This is a genomic window from Rhodococcus rhodochrous, from assembly GCF_900187265.1.
In the GTDB taxonomy this organism is placed as follows: Bacteria; Actinomycetota; Actinomycetes; order Mycobacteriales; family Mycobacteriaceae; genus Rhodococcus; species Rhodococcus rhodochrous.
In genome coordinates this window covers 1,168,043-1,187,476 of record NZ_LT906450.1, presented here as the reverse complement: position 1 = coordinate 1,187,476, position 19,434 = coordinate 1,168,043, and the positions used below count along the sequence as shown (strand labels likewise).

The 19,434-nt window shown below is 69.5% G+C and carries 16 protein-coding genes and 1 tRNA gene; 6 read left to right on the top strand and 11 right to left on the bottom strand.

What is annotated here, in order from left to right; genetic code table 11:
* Positions 1 to 7: 7 nt before the first annotated feature.
* From CKW34_RS05590 to CKW34_RS05565, 6 genes are all read right to left on the bottom strand, one after another.
* Positions 8 to 754, bottom strand: a complete 747-nt coding sequence (locus CKW34_RS05590) for a nucleoside triphosphate pyrophosphohydrolase (protein ID WP_059381620.1) — start codon at positions 752 to 754, stop codon at positions 8 to 10.
* Positions 751 to 4,404 carry a transcription-repair coupling factor gene (gene mfd / locus CKW34_RS05585; RefSeq protein WP_059381621.1) on the bottom strand — a complete coding sequence of 1,218 codons (3,654 nt, stop codon included), beginning with the start codon at positions 4,402 to 4,404 and terminating at the stop codon, positions 751 to 753. The genes CKW34_RS05590 and mfd overlap by 4 nt, the downstream gene beginning before the upstream one ends.
* Before the next feature lie 113 nt (positions 4,405 to 4,517).
* Entirely contained in the window at positions 4,518 to 5,096 is a 579-nt protein-coding gene (locus CKW34_RS05580) for a PIN domain-containing protein (RefSeq protein ID WP_059381622.1), read from the bottom strand.
* A 43-nt stretch (positions 5,097 to 5,139) separates the two neighbouring features.
* Positions 5,140 to 5,469 carry a helix-turn-helix domain-containing protein gene (locus CKW34_RS05575; RefSeq protein WP_059381623.1) on the bottom strand — a complete coding sequence of 110 codons (330 nt, stop codon included), beginning with the start codon at positions 5,467 to 5,469 and terminating at the stop codon, positions 5,140 to 5,142.
* A complete protein-coding gene (locus CKW34_RS05570; protein ID WP_080968184.1) occupies positions 5,466 to 6,083 on the bottom strand; it encodes a ScbR family autoregulator-binding transcription factor in 618 nt (205 codons plus the stop codon). The genes CKW34_RS05575 and CKW34_RS05570 overlap by 4 nt, the downstream gene beginning before the upstream one ends.
* A gap of 107 nt (positions 6,084 to 6,190) precedes the next feature.
* On the bottom strand, positions 6,191 to 6,796 hold the full coding sequence (locus CKW34_RS05565) for a TetR/AcrR family transcriptional regulator (protein WP_172415033.1): 606 nt from the start codon (positions 6,794 to 6,796) through the stop codon (positions 6,191 to 6,193).
* A gap of 192 nt (positions 6,797 to 6,988) precedes the next feature.
* On the opposite strand from CKW34_RS05565, the gene CKW34_RS05560 reads away from it, so the two are divergent.
* From CKW34_RS05560 to CKW34_RS05535, 6 genes are all read left to right on the top strand, one after another.
* Positions 6,989 to 7,060: transfer RNA gene (locus CKW34_RS05560), tRNA-Gln, on the top strand.
* A 79-nt stretch (positions 7,061 to 7,139) separates the two neighbouring features.
* Positions 7,140 to 8,615 (top strand): bifunctional UDP-N-acetylglucosamine diphosphorylase/glucosamine-1-phosphate N-acetyltransferase GlmU, encoded by a 1,476-nt coding sequence (glmU, locus tag CKW34_RS05555; protein ID WP_059381625.1) that lies wholly within the window; start codon positions 7,140 to 7,142, stop codon positions 8,613 to 8,615.
* A 29-nt stretch (positions 8,616 to 8,644) separates the two neighbouring features.
* A complete protein-coding gene (locus CKW34_RS05550; protein WP_051032957.1) occupies positions 8,645 to 9,589 on the top strand; it encodes a ribose-phosphate diphosphokinase in 945 nt (314 codons plus the stop codon).
* A gap of 33 nt (positions 9,590 to 9,622) precedes the next feature.
* Positions 9,623 to 10,252: a DUF2461 domain-containing protein gene (locus tag CKW34_RS05545; protein WP_059381626.1), complete on the top strand. Its 630-nt coding sequence runs from the start codon at positions 9,623 to 9,625 to the stop codon at positions 10,250 to 10,252.
* Positions 10,253 to 10,407: 155 nt separating this feature from the next.
* Positions 10,408 to 11,085 carry a hypothetical protein gene (locus CKW34_RS05540; RefSeq protein WP_059381627.1) on the top strand — a complete coding sequence of 226 codons (678 nt, stop codon included), beginning with the start codon at positions 10,408 to 10,410 and terminating at the stop codon, positions 11,083 to 11,085.
* A 219-nt stretch (positions 11,086 to 11,304) separates the two neighbouring features.
* A complete protein-coding gene (locus CKW34_RS05535; RefSeq protein ID WP_059381760.1) occupies positions 11,305 to 13,893 on the top strand; it encodes a helix-turn-helix transcriptional regulator in 2,589 nt (862 codons plus the stop codon).
* On the opposite strand, the gene CKW34_RS05530 is transcribed toward CKW34_RS05535, so the two are convergent.
* From CKW34_RS05530 to egtA, 5 genes are all read right to left on the bottom strand, one after another.
* On the bottom strand, positions 13,862 to 15,088 hold the full coding sequence (locus CKW34_RS05530) for an MFS transporter (protein ID WP_059381628.1): 1,227 nt from the start codon (positions 15,086 to 15,088) through the stop codon (positions 13,862 to 13,864). The two genes, CKW34_RS05535 and CKW34_RS05530, sit on opposite strands and share 32 nt — an antisense overlap.
* Positions 15,089 to 15,152: 64 nt before the next feature.
* Entirely contained in the window at positions 15,153 to 16,109 is a 957-nt protein-coding gene (egtD, locus tag CKW34_RS05525; protein ID WP_059381629.1) for an L-histidine N(alpha)-methyltransferase, read from the bottom strand.
* Positions 16,106 to 16,855, bottom strand: coding sequence for an ergothioneine biosynthesis protein EgtC (gene egtC, locus CKW34_RS05520; RefSeq protein ID WP_059381630.1), 750 nt, complete (start codon positions 16,853 to 16,855; stop codon positions 16,106 to 16,108). The genes egtD and egtC overlap by 4 nt, the downstream gene beginning before the upstream one ends.
* Positions 16,848 to 18,140 carry an ergothioneine biosynthesis protein EgtB gene (egtB, locus tag CKW34_RS05515; RefSeq protein WP_059381631.1) on the bottom strand — a complete coding sequence of 431 codons (1,293 nt, stop codon included), beginning with the start codon at positions 18,138 to 18,140 and terminating at the stop codon, positions 16,848 to 16,850. Before egtB ends, egtC begins: the two co-directional genes overlap by 8 nt.
* Positions 18,137 to 19,366 carry an ergothioneine biosynthesis glutamate--cysteine ligase EgtA gene (egtA, locus tag CKW34_RS05510; RefSeq protein ID WP_059381632.1) on the bottom strand — a complete coding sequence of 410 codons (1,230 nt, stop codon included), beginning with the start codon at positions 19,364 to 19,366 and terminating at the stop codon, positions 18,137 to 18,139. Before egtA ends, egtB begins: the two co-directional genes overlap by 4 nt.
* Between the last annotated feature and the right edge of the window lie 68 nt (positions 19,367 to 19,434).

Sequence of the window (19,434 nt, the reverse complement as noted above, 5' to 3'; positions counted from 1 at the left end):
GCCACACTCAACCGCGGTGTTCGTCTGCGGATCCCCCGCGGTGCTCGTCGGCGGGTCCCCCGCGGTGTTCGTCTGCGGGTCCCCCGCGGGGCCGGTCCATCGGAGTCCAGTAGCGACGCCACGCATCCTCGTCGAGCCCACCGTGCGGAACACCGTCGGTGTGCGCGGCCTTCTCCGCCGCCCGGATCGATCCGGCGAACGCGAGGATCTCCGATCGGAGCGTCGACTCCGTGTCGCCCGTGCCGGTGATCCGGACGACGCGCAAGGCGTCGGGTACCAGGTCCGCCGGGAAACCCGCCCGCATCGCACGTTCGATCACCTTGTCGGCCAGGGACAGTGCGGGCTGCGCCATCGCGATCCCGTCGAGGCACGACGCCCGTGCCTTCTCCGCCTTCTTCGCGATCTCCCACGCCGCTTCCTGTTCCGCGACGTCGAGCGGACCGGTGTGACCGTTGGTCAGGTGCGGGCTGCGCGCGGCGAGCTTGGCGACGAGGGTCGCCGCCACGTCGTCGACCGTGAACTGCCCGTTCGCCTCGGCGATCCGGGAGTGGAACAGCACCTGCAGCAGCAGGTCGCCGAGTTCCTCGCGGAGCTCGTCCGGATCACCCGACTCGACGGCGTCGAGAACCTCGTAGGTCTCCTCGATCAGATAGCGGCGCAGACTCTCGTGGGTCTGGGTGACCTCCCATCCCCCGAACGACCACAGTCTGTCCATCACGGCCGCCGCCTCGGCGAGAGCGGTGTAGTCGGTCATGCATTCACCGTCGCCGCGCTGTTCAGATCCACCGAGCCCTGCGGCTTGCCGTCGAGGGCGAGCAGGAAGTCGGCGATGTACTGCAGCAGCGCCACGTCGCGCACCCGATCCGATCCGACCCCGCCGGTCCGCGGGATCGGCAGCTGCACGAGACCGCTCGTCGCGCGGTACTGCGCTCCCGGGTACAACCGCTCGAGCCGCATCTGCTTCGAGTCGGGCAGCTCCATCGGTGAGATCCGGATCTGGGTGCCGGTGACCGCGACCTCCTCGAGGCCGTACTCGCGGCACAGCAACCGCAACCGGCCGACGGACACGAGCCGCTGCACCTCCTCGGGCAGCGGACCGTAACGGTCGACGAGTTCGTCGACGACCGTGGCGATCGCGGCGTCGTCGTTCGCGGCGGCGAGCTTGCGGTACGCCTCGAGGCGCAGCCGGTCGGATGCGACATAGTCGGCCGGGATGTGCGCGTCGACGGGAAGGTCGATCCGCACCTCCTTGGGCGCTTCGTCGGTGGTGACCGTCCGGCCGTCGGCCGCGGCCCGGTACGCCTCGACGGCCTCGCCGACGAGCCGCACATACAGGTCGAAGCCCACGCCGGCGACGTGACCGGACTGCTCGGCGCCGAGAACGTTACCGGCGCCACGGATCTCGAGGTCCTTCATGGCCACGGCCATACCCGCGCCGAGATCGGAGTTCTGCGAGATCGTGGCGAGCCGGTCGTAGGCGGTCTCCGTCAGCGGCTTCTCCGCCGGATACAGGAAGTACGCGTAACCGCGCTCACGCGAACGCCCGACACGGCCGCGCAACTGGTGCAGCTGCGACAGGCCGAGCGAATCCGCACGTTCGACGATGAGCGTGTTGGCGTTCGAGATGTCGAGGCCGGTCTCGACGATCGTCGTGCACACCAGCACGTCGAACTCGCGCTGCCAGAACCCCTGCACCGTCTTCTCGAGCGTCTCCTCGTTCATCTGCCCGTGCGCGACCGCGATCCGCGCCTCGGGGACGAGATCGCGGAGTCGCTTGGCGGCCTTGTCGATCGAGCTCACCCGGTTGTGGACGTAGAAGACCTGGCCGTCGCGCAGCAGCTCTCGGCGGATCGCCGCGGCGACCTGCTTGTCGTTGTACGCACCCACATAGGTGAGGATCGGGTGCCGTTCCTCGGGCGGGGTGAGGATGGTCGACATCTCGCGGATCCCGGCCATGCTCATCTCGAGGGTTCGCGGGATCGGTGTGGCCGACATCGTGAGCACGTCGACGTGCGTGCGCAGCGCCTTGATGTGTTCCTTGTGCTCGACGCCGAAACGCTGCTCCTCGTCGACGATCACGAGACCGAGGTCCTTCCAGCGGATCCCGGTTTGGAGCAAGCGGTGGGTACCGACGACGATGTCGACGGTACCGTCGGCCATGCCCTCGGTGACGGCGCGCGACTCGGACGCGTCGGTGAACCGGCTCAGTCCCTTCACCGTGACGGGGAAGGCCGCCATCCGCTCGGTGAAGGTCTGCAGGTGCTGCTGCGCGAGCAGGGTCGTGGGGACGAGCACCGCGACCTGCTTGCCGTCCTGCACGGCCTTGAACGCCGCGCGCACCGCGATCTCGGTCTTGCCGTACCCCACGTCGCCGATCACGACGCGGTCCATCGGCACCGGCTTCTCCATGTCGGTCTTGACCTCGGAGATCACCGTGAGCTGGTCCTGCGTCTCGGTGAAGGGGAAGGCGTCCTCCATCTCCTTCTGCCACGGCGAGTCGGGCGCGAACGCGTGGCCGGGTGATGCCTGCCGCGCCGCGTACAGCCGTACGAGCTCGCCGGCGATCTCGCGAACCGCCTTGCGCGCCTTGCGCTTGGTGTTGGCCCAGTCGGATCCGCCGAGCTTGCTGACGGACGGCAGCTCACCTCCGACGTACCGGGAGAGCTGGTCGAGCTGTTCCATCGGCACGAACAGCTTGTCGCCGGGCTGGCCCCGCTTGCCGGGCGCGTACTCGATGACGAGATATTCGCGGCGGGCACCACCGACCGTGCGCTCGACCATCTCGACGAACTTGCCGATGCCGTGCTGGTCGTGGACGACGAAGTCGCCGGCGTTCAGGGCGAGCGGATCAACCTGGTTGCGGCGCTTGACGGGGGTCTTGCGGCCCTCGGTGACGACGCGGTTGCCGGTGAGGTCGGCCTCGGTGACGATCACCAGTCCCGGCACCACGTTGTCGTCGTTGCCGGGGAGGACGACGCCCTCGTGCAGGCAGCCGCGCATGACGCCGACCTGCCCGCGCACCGGTTCGGTGCCCGGTTCGAGCTTCGCGGCGGGGACCTCGTTCTCCTTCAGCCGCTCGAGGATGCGCTGTCCGGTGCCCGCACCGGCGACGACGATCACCGCACGGCCACCGGCGGTGACGTGGGCACGCAGGTTCACGAACAGCATCGACAGCAGGTCCTCGGAGCCGCGGACCTCGGGGGCCGGCTGCACGTCGAGGACGAGTTCGGTGTCGGCACCGGAGGCGAGCGGGCTGAGCGTCCACCACGGTCTGCCCGCGGCCTGCGCGGCCTCGCGCACCTGACGCAGCGACCGGTAGGCCGACGCGCCGAGATCGAGCTTCCGGCCGTCCACCCCGTTGAGGTTCGAGGTGTCGAGCGGCGCCGCACCACCGATCGAGGCGGCCGTCCACGACGCCTCGAGGAACTCCTGCCCGGTGCGGGCGAGATCGCTCGCACGGGTACGGACCTTCTCCGGGTCGCAGATCAGCACGTGCGCCCCGGCGGGCAGAACGTCGGTGAGCAACTGCAACTCGCCGGGCTGCAGCACCGGCAGCAACGCTTCCATGCCCTCGACGGGGATGCCGCCGGCCATCTTGTCGAGCATCTCGACGAGCGCCGCATCGGCCGGGTTGTCCTCGGCGAGCTGCGCGGCGCGGGCCTTGACCTCGTCGGTGAGCAGCAGTTCGCGGCACGGCGGCGCGACGAGCACCGGCACGTCGACCTCGGAGATCGAACGCTGGTCGGCGACGGAGAAGCAGCGAAGTTCGGTGACCTCGTCGCCCCAGAACTCGACGCGGACCGGATGGTCGGCGGTGGGCGGGAAGACGTCGAGGATGCCGCCGCGCACCGCGAACTCACCGCGCTTGCCGACCATGTCGACGCGGGTGTACGCCAGTTCGACGAGGCGCTCGACGAGTTCCTCGAAGTCGTGTTCGGTGCCGACCCGCAGCGTGACGGGGTCGATCTCGCCGAGTCCGGGCGCCATCGGCTGCACCAGCGACCGCACGGTGGCGACGACGACCCTCAGTTCGGGGCCGAGATCACGATCGTCGGGACGGGCGAGCCGGCGCAGGACGTGCAGACGGCGGCCGACCGTGTCGGCGCTCGGCGACAGGCGCTCGTGCGGCAGGGTCTCCCACGAGGGGAACTGCGTGACGCCCTCGCCGAGCATCTCGGTGAGTTCGGCGGTGAGATCGTCGGCCTCGCGTCCGGTGGCGGTGACCACGAGCAGAGGCGTCTTCTCGGCCAGCGCCGCGGCGACGAACGGCCGCGCGGCGGGTGGGGCGACGATCTCCTGTTCGGCGGAACCGGCGAGCTCGCCGATCCTGCGCAGTCGGTCGTCGGCCAGCGCGATCCGCGCCAATCCGGACAGTGGGACAGCGGCCGGGGGCACAGCAGACAAGGAAGGCGCTCCTGAGTGTGGGACGAGAACCTTGTCGAGTCTATTCCGCTGTTCCCTCGGGCGTCACCGCGCCGGGGCGCGAGGATCGTCACCGCGCCGGGGCGCGAAGGGCGCTACCGCGCCGGGGGCGTGAGGAGGTCGGCACTGTTGGCACCGAGTTCGCGGGCGGCCCACCCCGCCAGCCCGGCGAGCAGTTCGTCGTCGCCCGCCTCGCGCCGGGTGTCGCCGTCGGCGAGCCAGCGGCGGCGCACCATTCTCAGCAGTGCCGCGCGGGTGCGGGCGGGATCGGCGTCGAGGGCGAAGGTGACGAAGGCGTCGGGGGTCCACGCTTCGATGCCCGATCGTTCCAGCGCTCCGGTGAGCTCGGGGTCGGCGGTGACGACGGCGTCGGCGTGGCACAGCAGCGCCACCGACGTCACGTGCGCCTCCCTCGGCCCTGTCACGTGCGGCACCTCGCGGAGCACGGCCGTGGGCCAGACGACCCGGGCGTCGGGGAAGGCTCGGTCGAGTTCGGCGAAGAGGAAGTCGCGGGCGGGACGCAGCAGTTCCTGCGGCAGTCGGCGATCCACCTCCGCGATGATCCCGTCGCTCCAGAAGGGTTGGCAGAGGCCGTCTTCGGCGAGGGCGAGTGCCACATCGCGCAGGCGGGGGCGCGCGAGGACCGTCGCACCGAGCACCACTCGAACCGGCATCGTCACCCTTCGTCGAATCGTCGGAACGGACCGTACCGTGTCGTCAGAACGGGTCGTACAGTCCTTCGCGTCGTGTGAGGTCGGCGAGTCCGTCGAGGACCGTCGTGACCACCTCCGCCTGCTGCTTCGCGAGTTCGAGGACATCGGCGCGCGAGACCCGCCGGTGCAGGCCGTGGAAGTCGGCGGCGAGCGCGCCGGTGTCGACGAGGCGGGCGACGTGTCGGCGTGAGCAGCCGAGGACGTCGGCGGCCTGGGCGATGGTCAGCAACGGCGGCACGACACCGACCGTCACGGCGGTGGCGGGCCCGAACCGGTCGAGCAGACCCGCCAGCGCTGCGGGGGCCTCCTCGGCGGAGAACGGCCCGAAGGTCACGACTGCAGCCGCAGACGGCGCTCCACGAACTGCCGGAAGTATTCGAGCTTGTTCGCCGGCACCAGCGCGGGCAGGATCATCCGCCACATCGCGCCGGTCTGCTCTGCGAGCCGTTCGGTCGCCTTGAGTGCGTTCGCCATGATCCGGGCGCCCATCGCCTGTTCGAGCAGCAGCAGGGAGACCGCGTGGACGTCGACGTCCTCGACGAGGTCGCCCTCGTCGGCGGCCCGGGTCGCGAGTTCCTGCAGGTTGTTCTGCCAGATCTCGTAGGGCCGGTGCTCGGTGCCCTGGTAGTCGCCGATCTCGACCAGCAGCCGGAACATCGCCCGCACCACGGAATCGGTCTCGGACATGTCGACGTGCAGGACCGACAGGTCGATCAGTGTCTCGAGCGCCGGGGAACGGCGGTCCATCTTGGACTCGGCGGCGGCCTCGAAGCGGAGATAGCCGGAGTCGATCACCCCGCGCGCCAGTTCTTCCTTCGAACCGAAGTGGAAGTACAGCGCACCCTTGGTGACGCCGGCCTCCTCGATGATGTCGCCCAGGTTCGCGTCCGCGTACCCGTCGCGCACGAAGATCGTCGCTGCGCCCTGCAGCACCGATTCGCGTGTCACCTCTGCGCGTACTTGTCGTCCCACCACAGCCTGCCTTCTCACGGGTATCCCAACGATAACGCCACTTACCTGAAAGCAGAGAGCAGACGGTCCCGAAAACGAGAGGACTATTCGGAAACCGGGGGTTCCCCGAGCTTCGGGTCCGCTTCCAGACCGATGAGGCCGTTCCAGCACAGGTTCACGAGGTGGGCCGCGACGTCCTCCTTCGACGGGGTGCGGCGGTCGAGCCACCACGTCGCGGTGGTGGCGACCATGCCGACGAGAGCCTGGGCGTAGAGCGGAGCGAATTCGGGGTTGAGCCCCCGCCGGGAGAAGTCGCCGGTCAACAGCTCCCCCACCTGACGCATCGCCTCGTTGAGCAGACTCGAATAGGTGCCTTCCTCGGCGGACATCGGCGAGTCGCGCACGAGGATGCGGAAGCCGTCGGTGCGCTCCTCTATGTAGGTGAGCAGAGCGAGCGCGGCCCGCTCGACGCGGATCCTCGACCGGTTGCGGGTGAGGCTCTCGGTGACCATCGACATCAGCACGGTCATCTCGCGGTCCACGACCACCGCGTAGAGGCCTTCCTTACCGCCGAAGTGCTCGTAGACGACCGGCTTGGAGACCTGCGCCCGCTGGGCTATCTCCTCTATGGAAGTGCCCTCGTAGCCGCGCTCGGCGAACAGGGCGCGACCGATCTCGATGAGCTGTTCCCGACGCTGCGTGCCCGTCATCCGGATCCGCGGAGTGCGCTCGGTTCGCTTCTGCGACGCCTGCGACACAGGTCCTCCTTCGGCGGCGGGACGTACTCGAACGTTCGACAGCCTATCCATTCCCGATCGCGCCACCCCAGGTTCGACGTCGACGCCGTCTCGTGCGAGGATCGGGGGCGCACGTCCGCCGGTTCCGCCGCGGAGGTGTGGCAGTCCGCCGTGGTGTAATCGGCAGCACCTCTGATTTTGGTTCAGATAGTTCAGGTTCGAGTCCTGGCGGCGGAGCGGGAACCGTCCCGGGGAGCCTCAGCGCTTTCCCGGTGCACGCACGGACCGGCGTGCAGAAACGTGTCGAGGGAGCTACATGCAGGTGCAGACCGCGATCGTCGTGCTGGCAGCCGGAGCAGGAACAAGGATGCGGTCGAAGACACCGAAGGTGTTGCACACCCTCGGTGGACGCACGATGCTCGCGCACTCCCTGTACACCGCCGCCGCACTCGAACCCGCCCATCTCGTCACCGTCGTCGGGCACCGCCGCGAGGAGGTCTCCGCCGAGGTGAGCGCCGTCGCCGCGGGTCTCGACCGCGAGATCCGGGTGACCGTCCAGGAGGAACAGCTCGGCACCGGCCACGCCGTGGAGTGCGGCCTCGGTGCCCTCCCCGACGACTTCGACGGCACGGTCGTCGTCACCGCCGGCGACGTCCCGCTGCTCCGCTCCGACACCCTGCAGGAACTGCTCGACGCGCACCTCGACACCGAGCCTGCCGCCGTCACCGTCCTCACCACGACGGTGTCCGAGCCGACCGGCTACGGACGCATCGTGCGCACCACGGACGGCGACGTCGCCGGGATCGTCGAGGAGAAGGACGCCTCGCCGACGCAGCGCGCGATCCAGGAGATCAATACGGGCGTGTACGCCTTCGACGCGGCCGCGCTGCGATCCGCGCTCGGCAAGCTGAGTGCCGACAACTCGCAGGGCGAGCTGTACCTGACCGACGTCGTGAAGATCGCCCGCGACGAGGGCCACACCGTCCGCGGACTCCACACCGACGACGCGGTGCAGGTCTCCGGCGTCAACGACCGCGTCCAGCTCGCCGCACTGACCACCGAACTCAACCGGCGCCTGCTCGAGCACTGGATGCGCGAGGGTGTCACGGTGATCGACCCGGCCTCGACGTGGATCGACGTCGACGTCGTGCTCGGCACCGACGTCACCATCCACCCGGGTGTGCAGTTGCGCGGCCGCACGGTGATCGCCGACGACGCGGAGGTCGGCCCCGACACGACGCTGACCGACGTGCAGGTCGGCGCCGGCGCCACCGTGGTGCGCACCCACGGCTCCGACGCCGTGATCGGCGCGGAGGCCACTGTCGGCCCGTTCACCTACCTGCGCCCCGGCACCGAACTCGGCGCGTGCGGCAAGCTCGGTGCCTTCGTCGAGACGAAGAACGCGCAGATCGGGGCGCATTCGAAGGTCCCCCACCTCACCTATGTCGGCGACGCGGAGATCGGCGAGCACTCCAACATCGGAGCGTCGAGCGTCTTCGTCAACTACGACGGGGTGAAGAAGTACCGCACGGTCGTCGGATCGCACGTCCGGACCGGGTCGGACACCATGTTCGTCGCTCCCCTCACGGTGGGCGACGGCGCCTACACGGGCGCCGGAACAGTACTCCGTCGCGACGTTCCTCCGGGGGCGCTGGCGGTGTCGGGTACGCCACAGCGCAATATTGAAGGGTGGGTCCAGCGAAATCGCGCCGGTACCCCCGCTGCCGAGGCAGCATCGAGAGCACAGCAGCCGCACGACCACGATCGCCAGAAGGACGGCCAGAACCAGTGACCAATTGGATCGACAACCAGAAGAACTTGATGCTCTTCTCCGGCCGGGCCCATCCCGAGCTGGCGGAGCAGGTCGCGAAGGAACTGGGCGTCCCCCTCACCCCGCAGACGGCACGGGACTTCGCGAACGGTGAGACGTTCGTGCGTTTCGAGGAGTCGGTGCGCGGTTCGGATGCCTTCGTGCTGCAGAGCCATCCGTTCCCGCTGAACCAGTGGGTCATGGAGCAGCTCATCATGATCGACGCGCTCAAGCGTGGTTCGGCCAAGCGCATCACCGCGATCCTGCCGTTCTACCCCTACGCCCGTCAGGACAAGAAGCACCGCGGCCGCGAGCCCATCTCCGCCCGCCTGATCGCCGATCTGCTCAAGACCGCCGGCGCCGACCGCATCATCACGGTCGACCTGCACACCGATCAGATCCAGGGTTTCTTCGACGGTCCGGTCGACCACATGCACGCCCAGGGCCAGCTCGCCGAGTACATCCGCGGCAAGTACGGCGTCGAGAACATCGCCGTGGTCTCCCCCGACTCCGGTCGTGTGCGTGTCGCCGAGAAGTGGGCCGACACCCTCGGTGGCGCGCCGCTGGCGTTCATCCACAAGACCCGCGACCCGCTGGTGCCCAACCAGGTCAAGTCGAACCGCGTGGTCGGTGACGTCGACGGTCGCACCTGCATCCTGATCGACGACATGATCGACACCGGCGGCACCATCGCCGGTGCCGTGAAGATCCTGAAGGAGGCCGGCGCGGGCGACGTCATCATCGCCGCCACCCACGGTGTGCTCTCCGACCCGGCCGCCGAGCGCCTCGCTTCGTGCGGCGCCAAGGAGGTCATCGTCACCAACACGCTGCCGATCCCGCCGGAGAAGCAGTTCGACTGCCTCACCGTGCTGTCGATCGCTCCACTGCTCGCGCAGACGATCCGCGAGGTCTTCGAGAACGGCTCGGTCACCTCGCTGTTCAACGGGGTCGCCTGACCCACCGCTCGACGACGGGGCAGACTTGTCCGGGTGTTCACCGGATTTCCCGTCGCGGCCCTCGACTTCTACGACGATCTCGAGGCCGACAACAGCAAAGCATTCTGGGCCGCGCACAAGGCCGTCTACGACGACTGCGTGCGCGGCCCGATGCTTGCCCTGCTCGCGGAACTCGAGGAGGAGTTCGGGGAGGGCAAGGCATTCCGCCCGTACCGTGACGTGCGGTTCAGCAAGGACAAGCTGCCGTACAAGACCCATCAGGGCGGATTCGTCTCCGTCGCGCAGAGCGTCGGCTACTACGTCGAGATAAACGCCGCCGGGTTGCGGGTCGCCGCCGGCCTGTTCCACGGTTCGTCCGATCAGATCGCCGGTTACCGGGCCGGGGTCGACCACGGCCGTCGCGGCCCCGAGCTCCGGAGGATCGTGCGCAGGCTGGAGCGCGCGGGATACGAGATCGGTGGCGACCGGCTGAAGTCCCGGCCGCGGGGCGTGGACGCCGATCATCCCCGCATCGAACTCATGCGTCACCGGTCCCTGTGGGCCGGCCGGACGGAGATCTCCCCGCCGTGGATCGACAGTCCGCGCACCCTCGAGGAGGTGCGTTCGGCGTGGCGTGAGTTCCGGCCGTTGGTGCGCTGGCTCACCGCTGCCACCGCAACGTGATGCGGCAGACCGGGTGGTATGGAATGCTGTGTGGCGCAATGGTTTGAAGGACGCGCCGGGACGGGGATGATCTTCGTCACGCCGCACGAATCGTCGCAGGTCGTACGAGACCCCCCTCCCCTGCGTAACTCGGCTTTCACCTAAAGTGGCACCTCGTGACCGACGCGCAAACTCTCGAAGCCCCTATGGAAAACGCGACAATCCGAACGGTCCGACGATGGTCGCCGGGTGCGTGCGTCTGGTGTGGTGACACCGACTCGGTCGAGGTCTTCCGCAACGAACCTCGCTGTGCCACATGCCGTAAGCACGAAGCCGTCATCGACGAGGCCCGCAAGTTCATGGGCATGTACGGCCTGCGGCCCATCGGCGGCACCCTGCAGTCCGACGACGAGGAGGAGTACGAGCACCGCCTCGCCGCTCGCGAGGCGCGCCGCGCCCTCAACGACATCCGCCTCGCCGAGCAGCCCGACCCGGCACTCGTGCGCAAGGCACTGCGTCCCCGCGCCGCCGCGATCACGGAGGGCCACACCGGTTCCTCCGCGCAGACGTCGACGCGTCCGGCCTCCGCGGCCCGGAGCTCGTCCTCTTCGTCCAAGCCGGCGAAGTCCGCGGCTCCGGTCCGGACGGGTGCCGTGGACGTCGAGGAGATCCAGACCCGGGCCCTCGCGTTGCTCGATCAGCTCTCCGCGATCGACGCGCAGCTCGCGCTCGTCGCCGAGCAGAGCGGCCTCGCTGCTCGCGCCCGCCGCAGCGATCTGGAGAAGCAGAAGGCCACGATCCTGCGCACCCTCGCCGCACTCGAGAAGGCACGTCTGAGCGCATCCGGCAGCTAGTCGCCGGCTCACACCACCGCAGCCCCGTCCCGCTCCGTCGAGTCCGCTCGACGGTCCGGTGCGGGGCTGCGGTCGTTACCGCACGTCACAGTAGGTGTCGTTACCCCACCTCACGACAACGGACCGGGTAGTCTGTGATCGACCAAGGGCCGTCGGGGGGCACTGCTCGGGCATTCTCGCCTGCGCGGATCCGGCCGAAGCCTGTCCGAAGGAGTGCGCGTGAGTGTTTCCGACTCCCCTCGCGTCGGTGCACCCGCGTGGCGTTCCTTGTCCTCGGCTCTGGCGCGACCCCGACTGTTCGCGTGTCTCGACCGGTGCTCCACGCTGACGGTGATCGACGCTCCCCCGGGCTTCGGCAAGCGGACACTCGTCGCGGGATGGCTCCATCGGGGCGGCGCACCCGACCACACGATCGTCTGGGTTCCCGAACTCTCCGCGTCCGGCGACGGCGACCTGCCCGAGCATGTGCTCGCGGTCCTCGCCGATCACCCGGCCGTCGAGGTCGCCGGCGACGGTCCCGACGATTCCCCGTTCGAGCGCGTGGTCCGTACCTTCCGCGATCTGGGGTCGCCCTGCCTGCTCGTGCTCGCCTGTGTGTCGCCGCAGAACTCGGCCGACGTACTCGAAGCAACCCTTCGGCTGCTCGACCGGTGCCCCCGGCTCGATGCGATCGTCTGCCTGCCGGGAAACAGCACCGACATGACCGAGGTCGTCCTCCGCGGGATCGACTCCACGTACGTCCCGGCCGCCGATCTCGCGTTCACCGTCGAGGAGACGACGACACTGCTGCGCGACGCCGGACCGGAGCGCTCCGACAGCGAGTGCGAGGCCGTGTGCCGTGCGCTCGGTGGTGTGCCGACCCTCGTCTCTGCGGCCACGGCCGTCGCCCGGAGCCGGCCCCAGCGTCTGATCGACTCCCGGGGACTGCCGACTCCCGCATCGGCCCGCCTCGTGCGGACGTATGTGGAGAACCGGCTCGACGAACTCGACGACGCGCACCGCGAGTTCGCGTTCTCCGTCGCTGCGGCCCACAGCGTCACCGCCGAGCGGGCGGCCGAACTGACGGGCGCGGCGGACCCCGAGGCCGCAGTCGCGACGCTCGCCGCGGCCGGCCTCGTGATCGATTCGCCCTTCCAGGATCCCCGGACCTGGCGGTGGCCCGACGCCGTCCGCTCCTGCGTGCTCGACATCTCCCGCCGGGAACATCCCGGACGTGTCGACGCCCTGCTCGTCGAACTCGCCCAGGCCCACCGCGACGCCGGCAGGCCCGCCGAGGCGTCGATCTATGCCGTCGAGGCCGGCGACTGGGAGACCGCCGTGGCAATCGTCGAGGAATCCTGGGCGCGCATGGTCGACAGCTCCTTCGATGTTCTCGTCAAGGTCCTCCGGCAGATCCCCGACCAGGAGCTCGGCGACCATCCGTCGGTCCAGGCCGGTCGCGCGCTGTTCACACAGATGCTCGACGAACATTCGATCCTGCACGCCTCCCTGCCCGCGGATCCCGACGAACTCACCGAGCTCGGGAAGACACCCGGCGCCGCGCAGGCCGTCTACGTCGCGACGGTGCAGACCCTGACCCTGCGGGTCTCGGGCGAATTCGGTGAGGCCGCGCGGTTGACGCTGCTGTTGCGTCCGCTCGTCCATTCGATCCTCGAACACCGGCCCGACGATCTCGGTCCGCAGCTGCCGCTGCTGCGCGTCCAGTGGGCGATCACGCTCCAGCTCGCCGGACATCTGACCGAGTCCACCACCGTCTTCCGCCGCGCCTACCGCGGTGCGTACGCCGCGAACATCGCCTTCGTCATCCAGAACGCCGCGGGCAGCTCGGCGCTGAACTGGGCGGTGACGGGCGACAATCCGCGCGCCCGGGAATGGCTGCGCATCGAGAGCAACGCCGAGCCCACCGAGGGTCGCTGGGGCGAGATGGTCAAGGTGGGTGGCCGCGTGGCGTCCGCGCTCGTCCACCTCGACTCGCTCGAGCTCGACCGTGCCGTCGAATATCTCGACGAGCTCGGTGTCCCGCGGGTCTCGGAGGAACTCTGGGGATTCGTCGCCTACTGCCGGGCCTACTACAACCTGGCGGCGGGCAACGCCTACGACGGACTCACCGAACTGCACCGGCTCATCGCCTCGCACCACGATCTGTTCGACCGCGGCGCGTTCTCGCGCATCCTGCTCGGGGCTGCCGAGATCGACCTGCAGCTGGCGCTCGGCAACGGCAACCTCGCGCGCGCCCTCGCCGAGGAGTCGCCACAGAACCATCCGATGCTCGTGGTGACGAACGCGCGTGTCGAACTGTTCACCGGTCATCCGGAGGTCGCGCTCAAGAAGCTCAAGCGTGTTCCGTGGACGGAGTGCGGCTTCCCGCGCGCACATGTCGAGGCGTTGCTCGTCGAGGCGAGCGCCCACCTCGATCTCGACGAGAAGGACGCCGCGGTCCGCAGCTGGCAGCGGGCCTGCACGCTCGCCGAGGCCCTCGGCAACCGCCGCGCCTTCACCACTCTGGCCGAGGGTGCCGCCGGGCGTCTCGCGGAGCTCGGCGGTCTCACCGTCCCGGACGAGGCGATCGGGTCCGTCTTCACCGAACCGGTCACCCATGTCGAACTGTCCCGGCGGGAGACGGACGTGCTGGAGTTGCTGGCGCTGGGATCGACGCACGCCGACATCGCGAAGAAGTTGTTCGTCTCGCACAACACGATCAAGACCCAGTTGCGCAGCATCTACCGCAAGCTCGGCGTGCACACGCGGGTGGAAGCGATCGGCCGGGCGCGCGATCTCAGGCTCCTGCCGGTCCGCCGGTCGCTGTAGCCGAACGCGCACGCATCCGGGCGGCGAGCCGAAGATCGAGCGCCCACACGACGCCCGCGAGCGCCGCCAATCCGACACCGAGCACACACACCGCGGTCCACCCGCCGGCGCTCCACGCCATCGTGCCGAGCGCCGAACCGGACGCCGCACCGATGAAATAGCCCGTCATGTAGACGGAATTGACGCGCGAGCGGGCCTCGGGGTCGAGGGCGTACACGATGTTCTGGTTGGTGATGTGCACGAGGTTGAGCGCGAGGTCGACGACGAGCATCCCGACGACGAACCACACCAGCGAGCTCGCACCCGCCGCGAGGGCCGCCCACGACGCGATCAGCGTGAACACTCCCACCGCCGTCGTCGGCGGTCCGTAGCCGCGGTCGACGAGCCGGCCCGCCGCGGTCGCGGCGAACGCACCGGCCACCCCGGCCAGCCCCACGAGACCGATCTGCAGGTCGTCGAGGCCGAAGGGCGGGTCGGACAGCAGGAACGCCATCGTCGAGAACAGCGCGCCCACCGACGCGAAACCCAGCCCGCCGAGCAGGGTCCGGGTGCGCAGGCGAGGATGCGTGACGATCAACGTCCCGAGGGATCGCAGCGTGCTGCCGTAACCCTGACGGACCACCGGTGGTGTCGCCGGCAGCACCCGCCACAACGCGAGCGCCACGAGCACCATCGCGACCGCGCTCACCTGGTAGACCGTCGTCCAGCTGTCGCCGAGTTCGGCGAGGATGCCCGCGACGCTCCGGGCCACGAGGATCCCGACGAGCAGCCCGCTCATCACGGTGCCGACCGCGCGACCCCTCGATTCCGGCGTCGCGAGGGTCGCCGCGAACGGCACCAGCACCTGCGCGGCCACCGAGAACAGACCGGCGACAGCGGTGCCCACCACGAGCACCCCGATGTTCGGCGCGAATCCGCTCAGCCCCTGCCCCGCCGCCGCGGCCAGCATGAGCATCACCGCCAGCCGCCGCTGCGGGAACATGTCGCCGAGCGGCACGAGGAACAGCAGGCCGAGAGCGTAGGCGACCTGCGCGACCGTCACGGTGGAGGCGGCGGCCGATCGGGAGGTGTCCAGTGCTTCGGCGATGGAGTCGAGCAGCGGCTGGTTGAAGTAGTTGCCACCCACGCACAGACCCGTTGCCACGGCCATGAGCAACAGGACCGGGGTCGTCAGGACGGGACGGGAGGACGCCATGTCCTCCAGCGTCCCGTGTGGGCGCGGCGGAAGTCGAATCGGCTCGTCGGCCGCCTTTCGAGGACTACTCCCGGGAGGCGGCGAGCAGGACGAACCGTCCGTCCGGATCCACCCATTCGTGCCGGACGACGAATCCCGCATCGGCGAGTTCCTGCGAGATACCGACGAGACGGAACTTCGCGGAGATCTCGGTCCGGATCTGCTCACCCTCCGCGAAGGAGATCTGCAGATCGAGGCCCGGGATCGTCACGTCCATCGCCTCGGTCGCCTCGAGGCGCATCTCGATCCACTCGTTCTCCGGGTCCCAGACGGCGCGGTGTACGAACCGGGCGGGATCGAAGTCGGCGCCGAGCCGGGCGTTGAGCACCCGCAGGACGTTCCGGTCGAACTCCGCCGTCACGCCGGCCGCGTCGTCGTAGGCGGCGATCAGGGTGTCGCGGTCGATAACGAGCCCCGCCCCGAGCAGCAGCCACTCGCCGGGGTGGAGGATCGCGGCGGTCCCGGCGAGGAACTGTGCGCGTTCGCTCGGGACGAGGTTGCCGATCGTGCCGCCGAGGAACGCGATCGCGCGTTTCCCGCCGGCAGGGAGATGCGCGAGCGAATCGGTGAAGTCGCCGACCACCCCGTGCACCGTCAGGTTCGGATACTCCGCCGCCAAGCGGGCGACGGCCGACCGCAACGCCGGTTCGGAGACGTCCTGCGGTACGTAGGTGTGGAGATACGGCTCGAGGGCGTCGAGCAGCACGTGCGTCTTCTCGGACGACCCGGAGCCGAGTTCGACGAGCATCTCGGGGCGGGCGGCGTCGGCGAAGTCGGCGGCGTGCTGTCGCAGCAGTGCGAATTCGGTGCGCGTCGGATAGTACTCGGGCAGTCGCGTGATCTCGTCGAACAGTTCGCTGCCCCGCGCGTCGTACAGCCAGGTCGGCAACAGGTACTTGGGATCGGACGTGAGTCCGCGCCGTGCGTCCTCGCGCAGTTTGGCGTCGAGGTCCTCGGGGCGCAGGTGCACGTCGACGATCACGGTGAGCCGACCTCCAGTGGTGAGACGATGAGTTTGCCCGGCATCGCGGCGACGAGATGCCGGTCGGGTACGGGTTTCCAGCGGCTGTCGTCGTCGAACGGTTCGGATGCCACGATCGCGACCTGCTCGTCGACGAACGTCCACAGCGAGTGGTACCAGGCGGTCGCCCAGATCCCGGACTCGTTGCACAGCAACATGTTCAGCCGCGAGTCCGGTGCGAGTTCGAGCACGTCGTGGACGAGTGAGATCAGCGCCGGTTCGGGGTCGGCCGAGCGCAGCCGCGACTGCAGCAGGAGCCACAGCGTGGCGGCGTCGGTCGGCGATTCGAGCCGCAGCAGTTCGGCGACGGGCAGTGCGGCGGCGAGGGTGACGAGTGATCCCGGCCAGCCCCGGACGACACCGTTGAGACTGAACGCCCACCGGTCGTCGGAGAAGGGCGCGGCCGCCGACCGTTCGACGGGCATCCCCTCGGTGGCCGAGCGGGTCGCGGCGACGACGGTGCGCGACCGTATCGACGTCAGACCCTCACCGAGGAAGGGATCGGACCAGATCGGCAACGCCGACCGGTAACGCCCGAAGGTGCCCTCGGCACTCCACCATCCGACACCGAAACCGTCGGCGTTGATCGTGCCTCCCCCACGCATGTCGGTGGGCGACCACGACTGGCGGAGCAGCGAATTGGTTCCGGTGGACAGCAGTGCGGCGACGTTCGTCTCCGGCCCGATGTACGCCAGGTGTCTACACATCGCCCGTCCCGTATGCGACGCGGAACCCGGCGAAGATCTGACGACGGACGGGCAGGTCCCAGTTGCGGAAGGTTCCGCGGCACGCGACCTCGTCGGTCCCGAACGATCCTCCGCGCAGCACCCGGTGTCCGTCGCCGAAGAAGACCTCCGAGTACTCGCGGTAGGGGAACGCACGGAAGCCCGGATAGCCGGTGAACGGCGTGGACGTCCACTCCCACACGTCGCCGATCAGCTGATGCACCCCGAGCGGCGACGCCCCCTCCGGATACGCGCCGACCACGGCGGGACCGAGATGACGCTGACCGAGATTGGCGTGTCCGGGACCGGGATCCTCGTCGCCCCAGGGGAATCGGCGGCTGCGTCCGGTGGCCGGATCCCAGCGCGCCGCCTTCTCCCATTCGGCCTCGGTCGGAAGACGCCCACCGACCCAGCGGGCGAACGCCTCGGCCTCGTGGAAGCACACGTGCACGACCGGCTCGTCCGGGTTCAGCGGCGCGGTACGACCGAAGGCCGTTCGGCTCCATCCGGTTTCGTCGCGACTCCAGAACTGCGGGGCCTCGAGACCGGCGTCGAGGCGGTGCTGCCGGCCCACCTCGCTCCACAGTTCGGGCCGCTCGTAGCCACCGTCCTCGATGAACTCGAGGTACCGACGGTTGGTGACGGGCACGGCGTCGAGTTCGAACTCCGGCACCTCCACGACATGCGCCGGGCGTTCGTTGTCGAGGGCCCACGGATCGGTGGACGTCCCCATCTCGAATGCGCCGGCGGGGATCCGGACGCGTTCGGTGTCGCGGACGGTTCCGGTGCGCGGCGCTTCCGGCGCGTCGAGCAGCGGCGGACCCTGTCGCAGTTGGTGTGTCGCGAGCATCGTCTCGTCGTGCTGCTGTTCGTGCTGCGCGACCATCGCGAAGACGAAACCCTCGCGGGTCAGCTCGTCGTCGAATGCACTGTGCTCGAGCACGTCCCAGGTGAGATCACGGACGGCACGCGCGTAGCCGCGGGCGGCCTCGGGGTCGAGCAGCGGCAGCCCCGTGCGGGTCGCGCGGGGATGCCGGAACGCGTCGTAGAGATCGTCGATGTCGCCGCGGACCGCAGGGCGCCTGCCCGCGACCCGCACGAGCCAGCGCTCCTCCTGGTTGGCGATGTGCGCGAGATCCCACACCAGCGGGCTCATCAGCGGCGAATGTTGTGCGGTGAGATCCTGTTCCGGCACGGAGGTGAGCACCTCGGTGCGGGCACGCGCCCGCTCGAGGTGACGCCTGAGCGCAACACGAGCAGGTGTCACCGCACCTCCTCACCCGGCGCCAATCCGCGCAGGCACCGTGCTGCGGCCGCGTCGAGCGCCGCGGTGAACCGCATGTCGCGGGAGGACTCCGCCGCGAGCGAGAGCAGACCTGCTGCGGCAGCACGTAATTCGAGTGAGACGAGGCCGACGCGGGCCGCCTCGGCCCACTGGTCGCGCACCGGCGCGGCGATCGCGCACGCCTCCGCGGAGACCTCGGGCGCCGACAGCAACGCCTCGAGAGCCGCGACGGGCACCTGCCACGACTCGGCCGGCTGCGCGTCGAGATAGCGCACCTCGAGATGCCCGCACGGACGAACGGGCGGGAACAGCGTCGTCATGTGGTAGTCGAGGTCGTCGACGGTGGGTCGGCGGCGGATGTCGGCGTCGAGCTCGCCCGCGAGCCACGCCGCGAAGGTGGCGCCGGGCGGTGCGTACCATTCGGGCATTTCCGAACGCACGCAGGTCAGCGGTGCGTCGAGCACCCATGCGGGGTAGTCGGCGGGATGGTCGACGTGGCCGAGGGCGGGATCGAGTTCGAGCCACGTGCGCATCCGCTGCGATGCCCAGTCGCCCTCCGGAGCACCTCGCAGCCGGGGCGAGCACGCGAAGGCCGCGATCATCGCCGGGCCGATGGCGTGGAGCAACTCCCAGCGCTGCACGATCTCCCGCTCGTCGCGTCCCGCGTCGACGGAAACCTGAACGGACGCAGTGCTGTTCATCATCAACCGGCCCATCGGGCCGATCCGGTCGTAGCGGAGTTCCATCGCCCCGTAGCGCGGGGTGCGCAGCAGACGGTGGGGAGGCCGCACCTCATCAGCGGCGCGGTCGAGCATGATCACCGACCGGCGGGCCAGCAACGCACGGAGCATGCGGAGGTCGGCCGTGAGCCGATCGCACACCTGCCGTGCCGAGGTGCACGGCACGCTCGACAGTTCGACCTGACCACCCGGCTCGACGCTGACCGCGCTGCCCGACGGCAGCGGACGGGCGGACGACGACGGGGCCACCGCGCGCGGCGCGTGCGGCCCGAGGGCCTCGACGAGCGTCGTGAGTTCGGGACGCGATTCGGTGCCGTCGGCCCGCGCGGTGAGCCATTCGAGTTCGACCCCGATCAACCTGGGGATTCCCAGCCGGAACGCCCTGCTGCGGACGTGGTCCTCCGCTGCTGCTCGGGAGCCGATTTCCTTACGGGCACGGAAGGCTGCGGCATCGACTGCCATTGCCATTCGTCCACCCCCTCGGCCGGTGCGCCAGGTCTGCGGTCGAGACTAACCCGGTCGGGGACACGACGCGC

Bases quoted from the DNA above. Each gene is read 5' to 3' on its own strand.
- glmU (WP_059381625.1), top strand. From the start codon at position 7,140: ATGCAGGTGCAGACCGCGATCGTCGTGCTGGCAGCCGGAGCAGGAACA.
- CKW34_RS05590 (WP_059381620.1), bottom strand. From the start codon at position 754: ATGACCGACTACACCGCTCTCGCCGAGGCGGCGGCCGTGATGGACAGA.
- egtA (WP_059381632.1), bottom strand. From the start codon at position 19,366: ATGGCAATGGCAGTCGATGCCGCAGCCTTCCGTGCCCGTAAGGAAATC.
- egtC (WP_059381630.1), bottom strand. From the start codon at position 16,855: ATGTGTAGACACCTGGCGTACATCGGGCCGGAGACGAACGTCGCCGCA.
- CKW34_RS05580 (WP_059381622.1), bottom strand. From the start codon at position 5,096: ATGCCGGTTCGAGTGGTGCTCGGTGCGACGGTCCTCGCGCGCCCCCGC.
- CKW34_RS05530 (WP_059381628.1), bottom strand. From the start codon at position 15,088: ATGGCGTCCTCCCGTCCCGTCCTGACGACCCCGGTCCTGTTGCTCATG.
- CKW34_RS05550 (WP_051032957.1), top strand. From the start codon at position 8,645: ATGCTCTTCTCCGGCCGGGCCCATCCCGAGCTGGCGGAGCAGGTCGCG.
- CKW34_RS05565 (WP_172415033.1), bottom strand. From the start codon at position 6,796: ATGACGGGCACGCAGCGTCGGGAACAGCTCATCGAGATCGGTCGCGCC.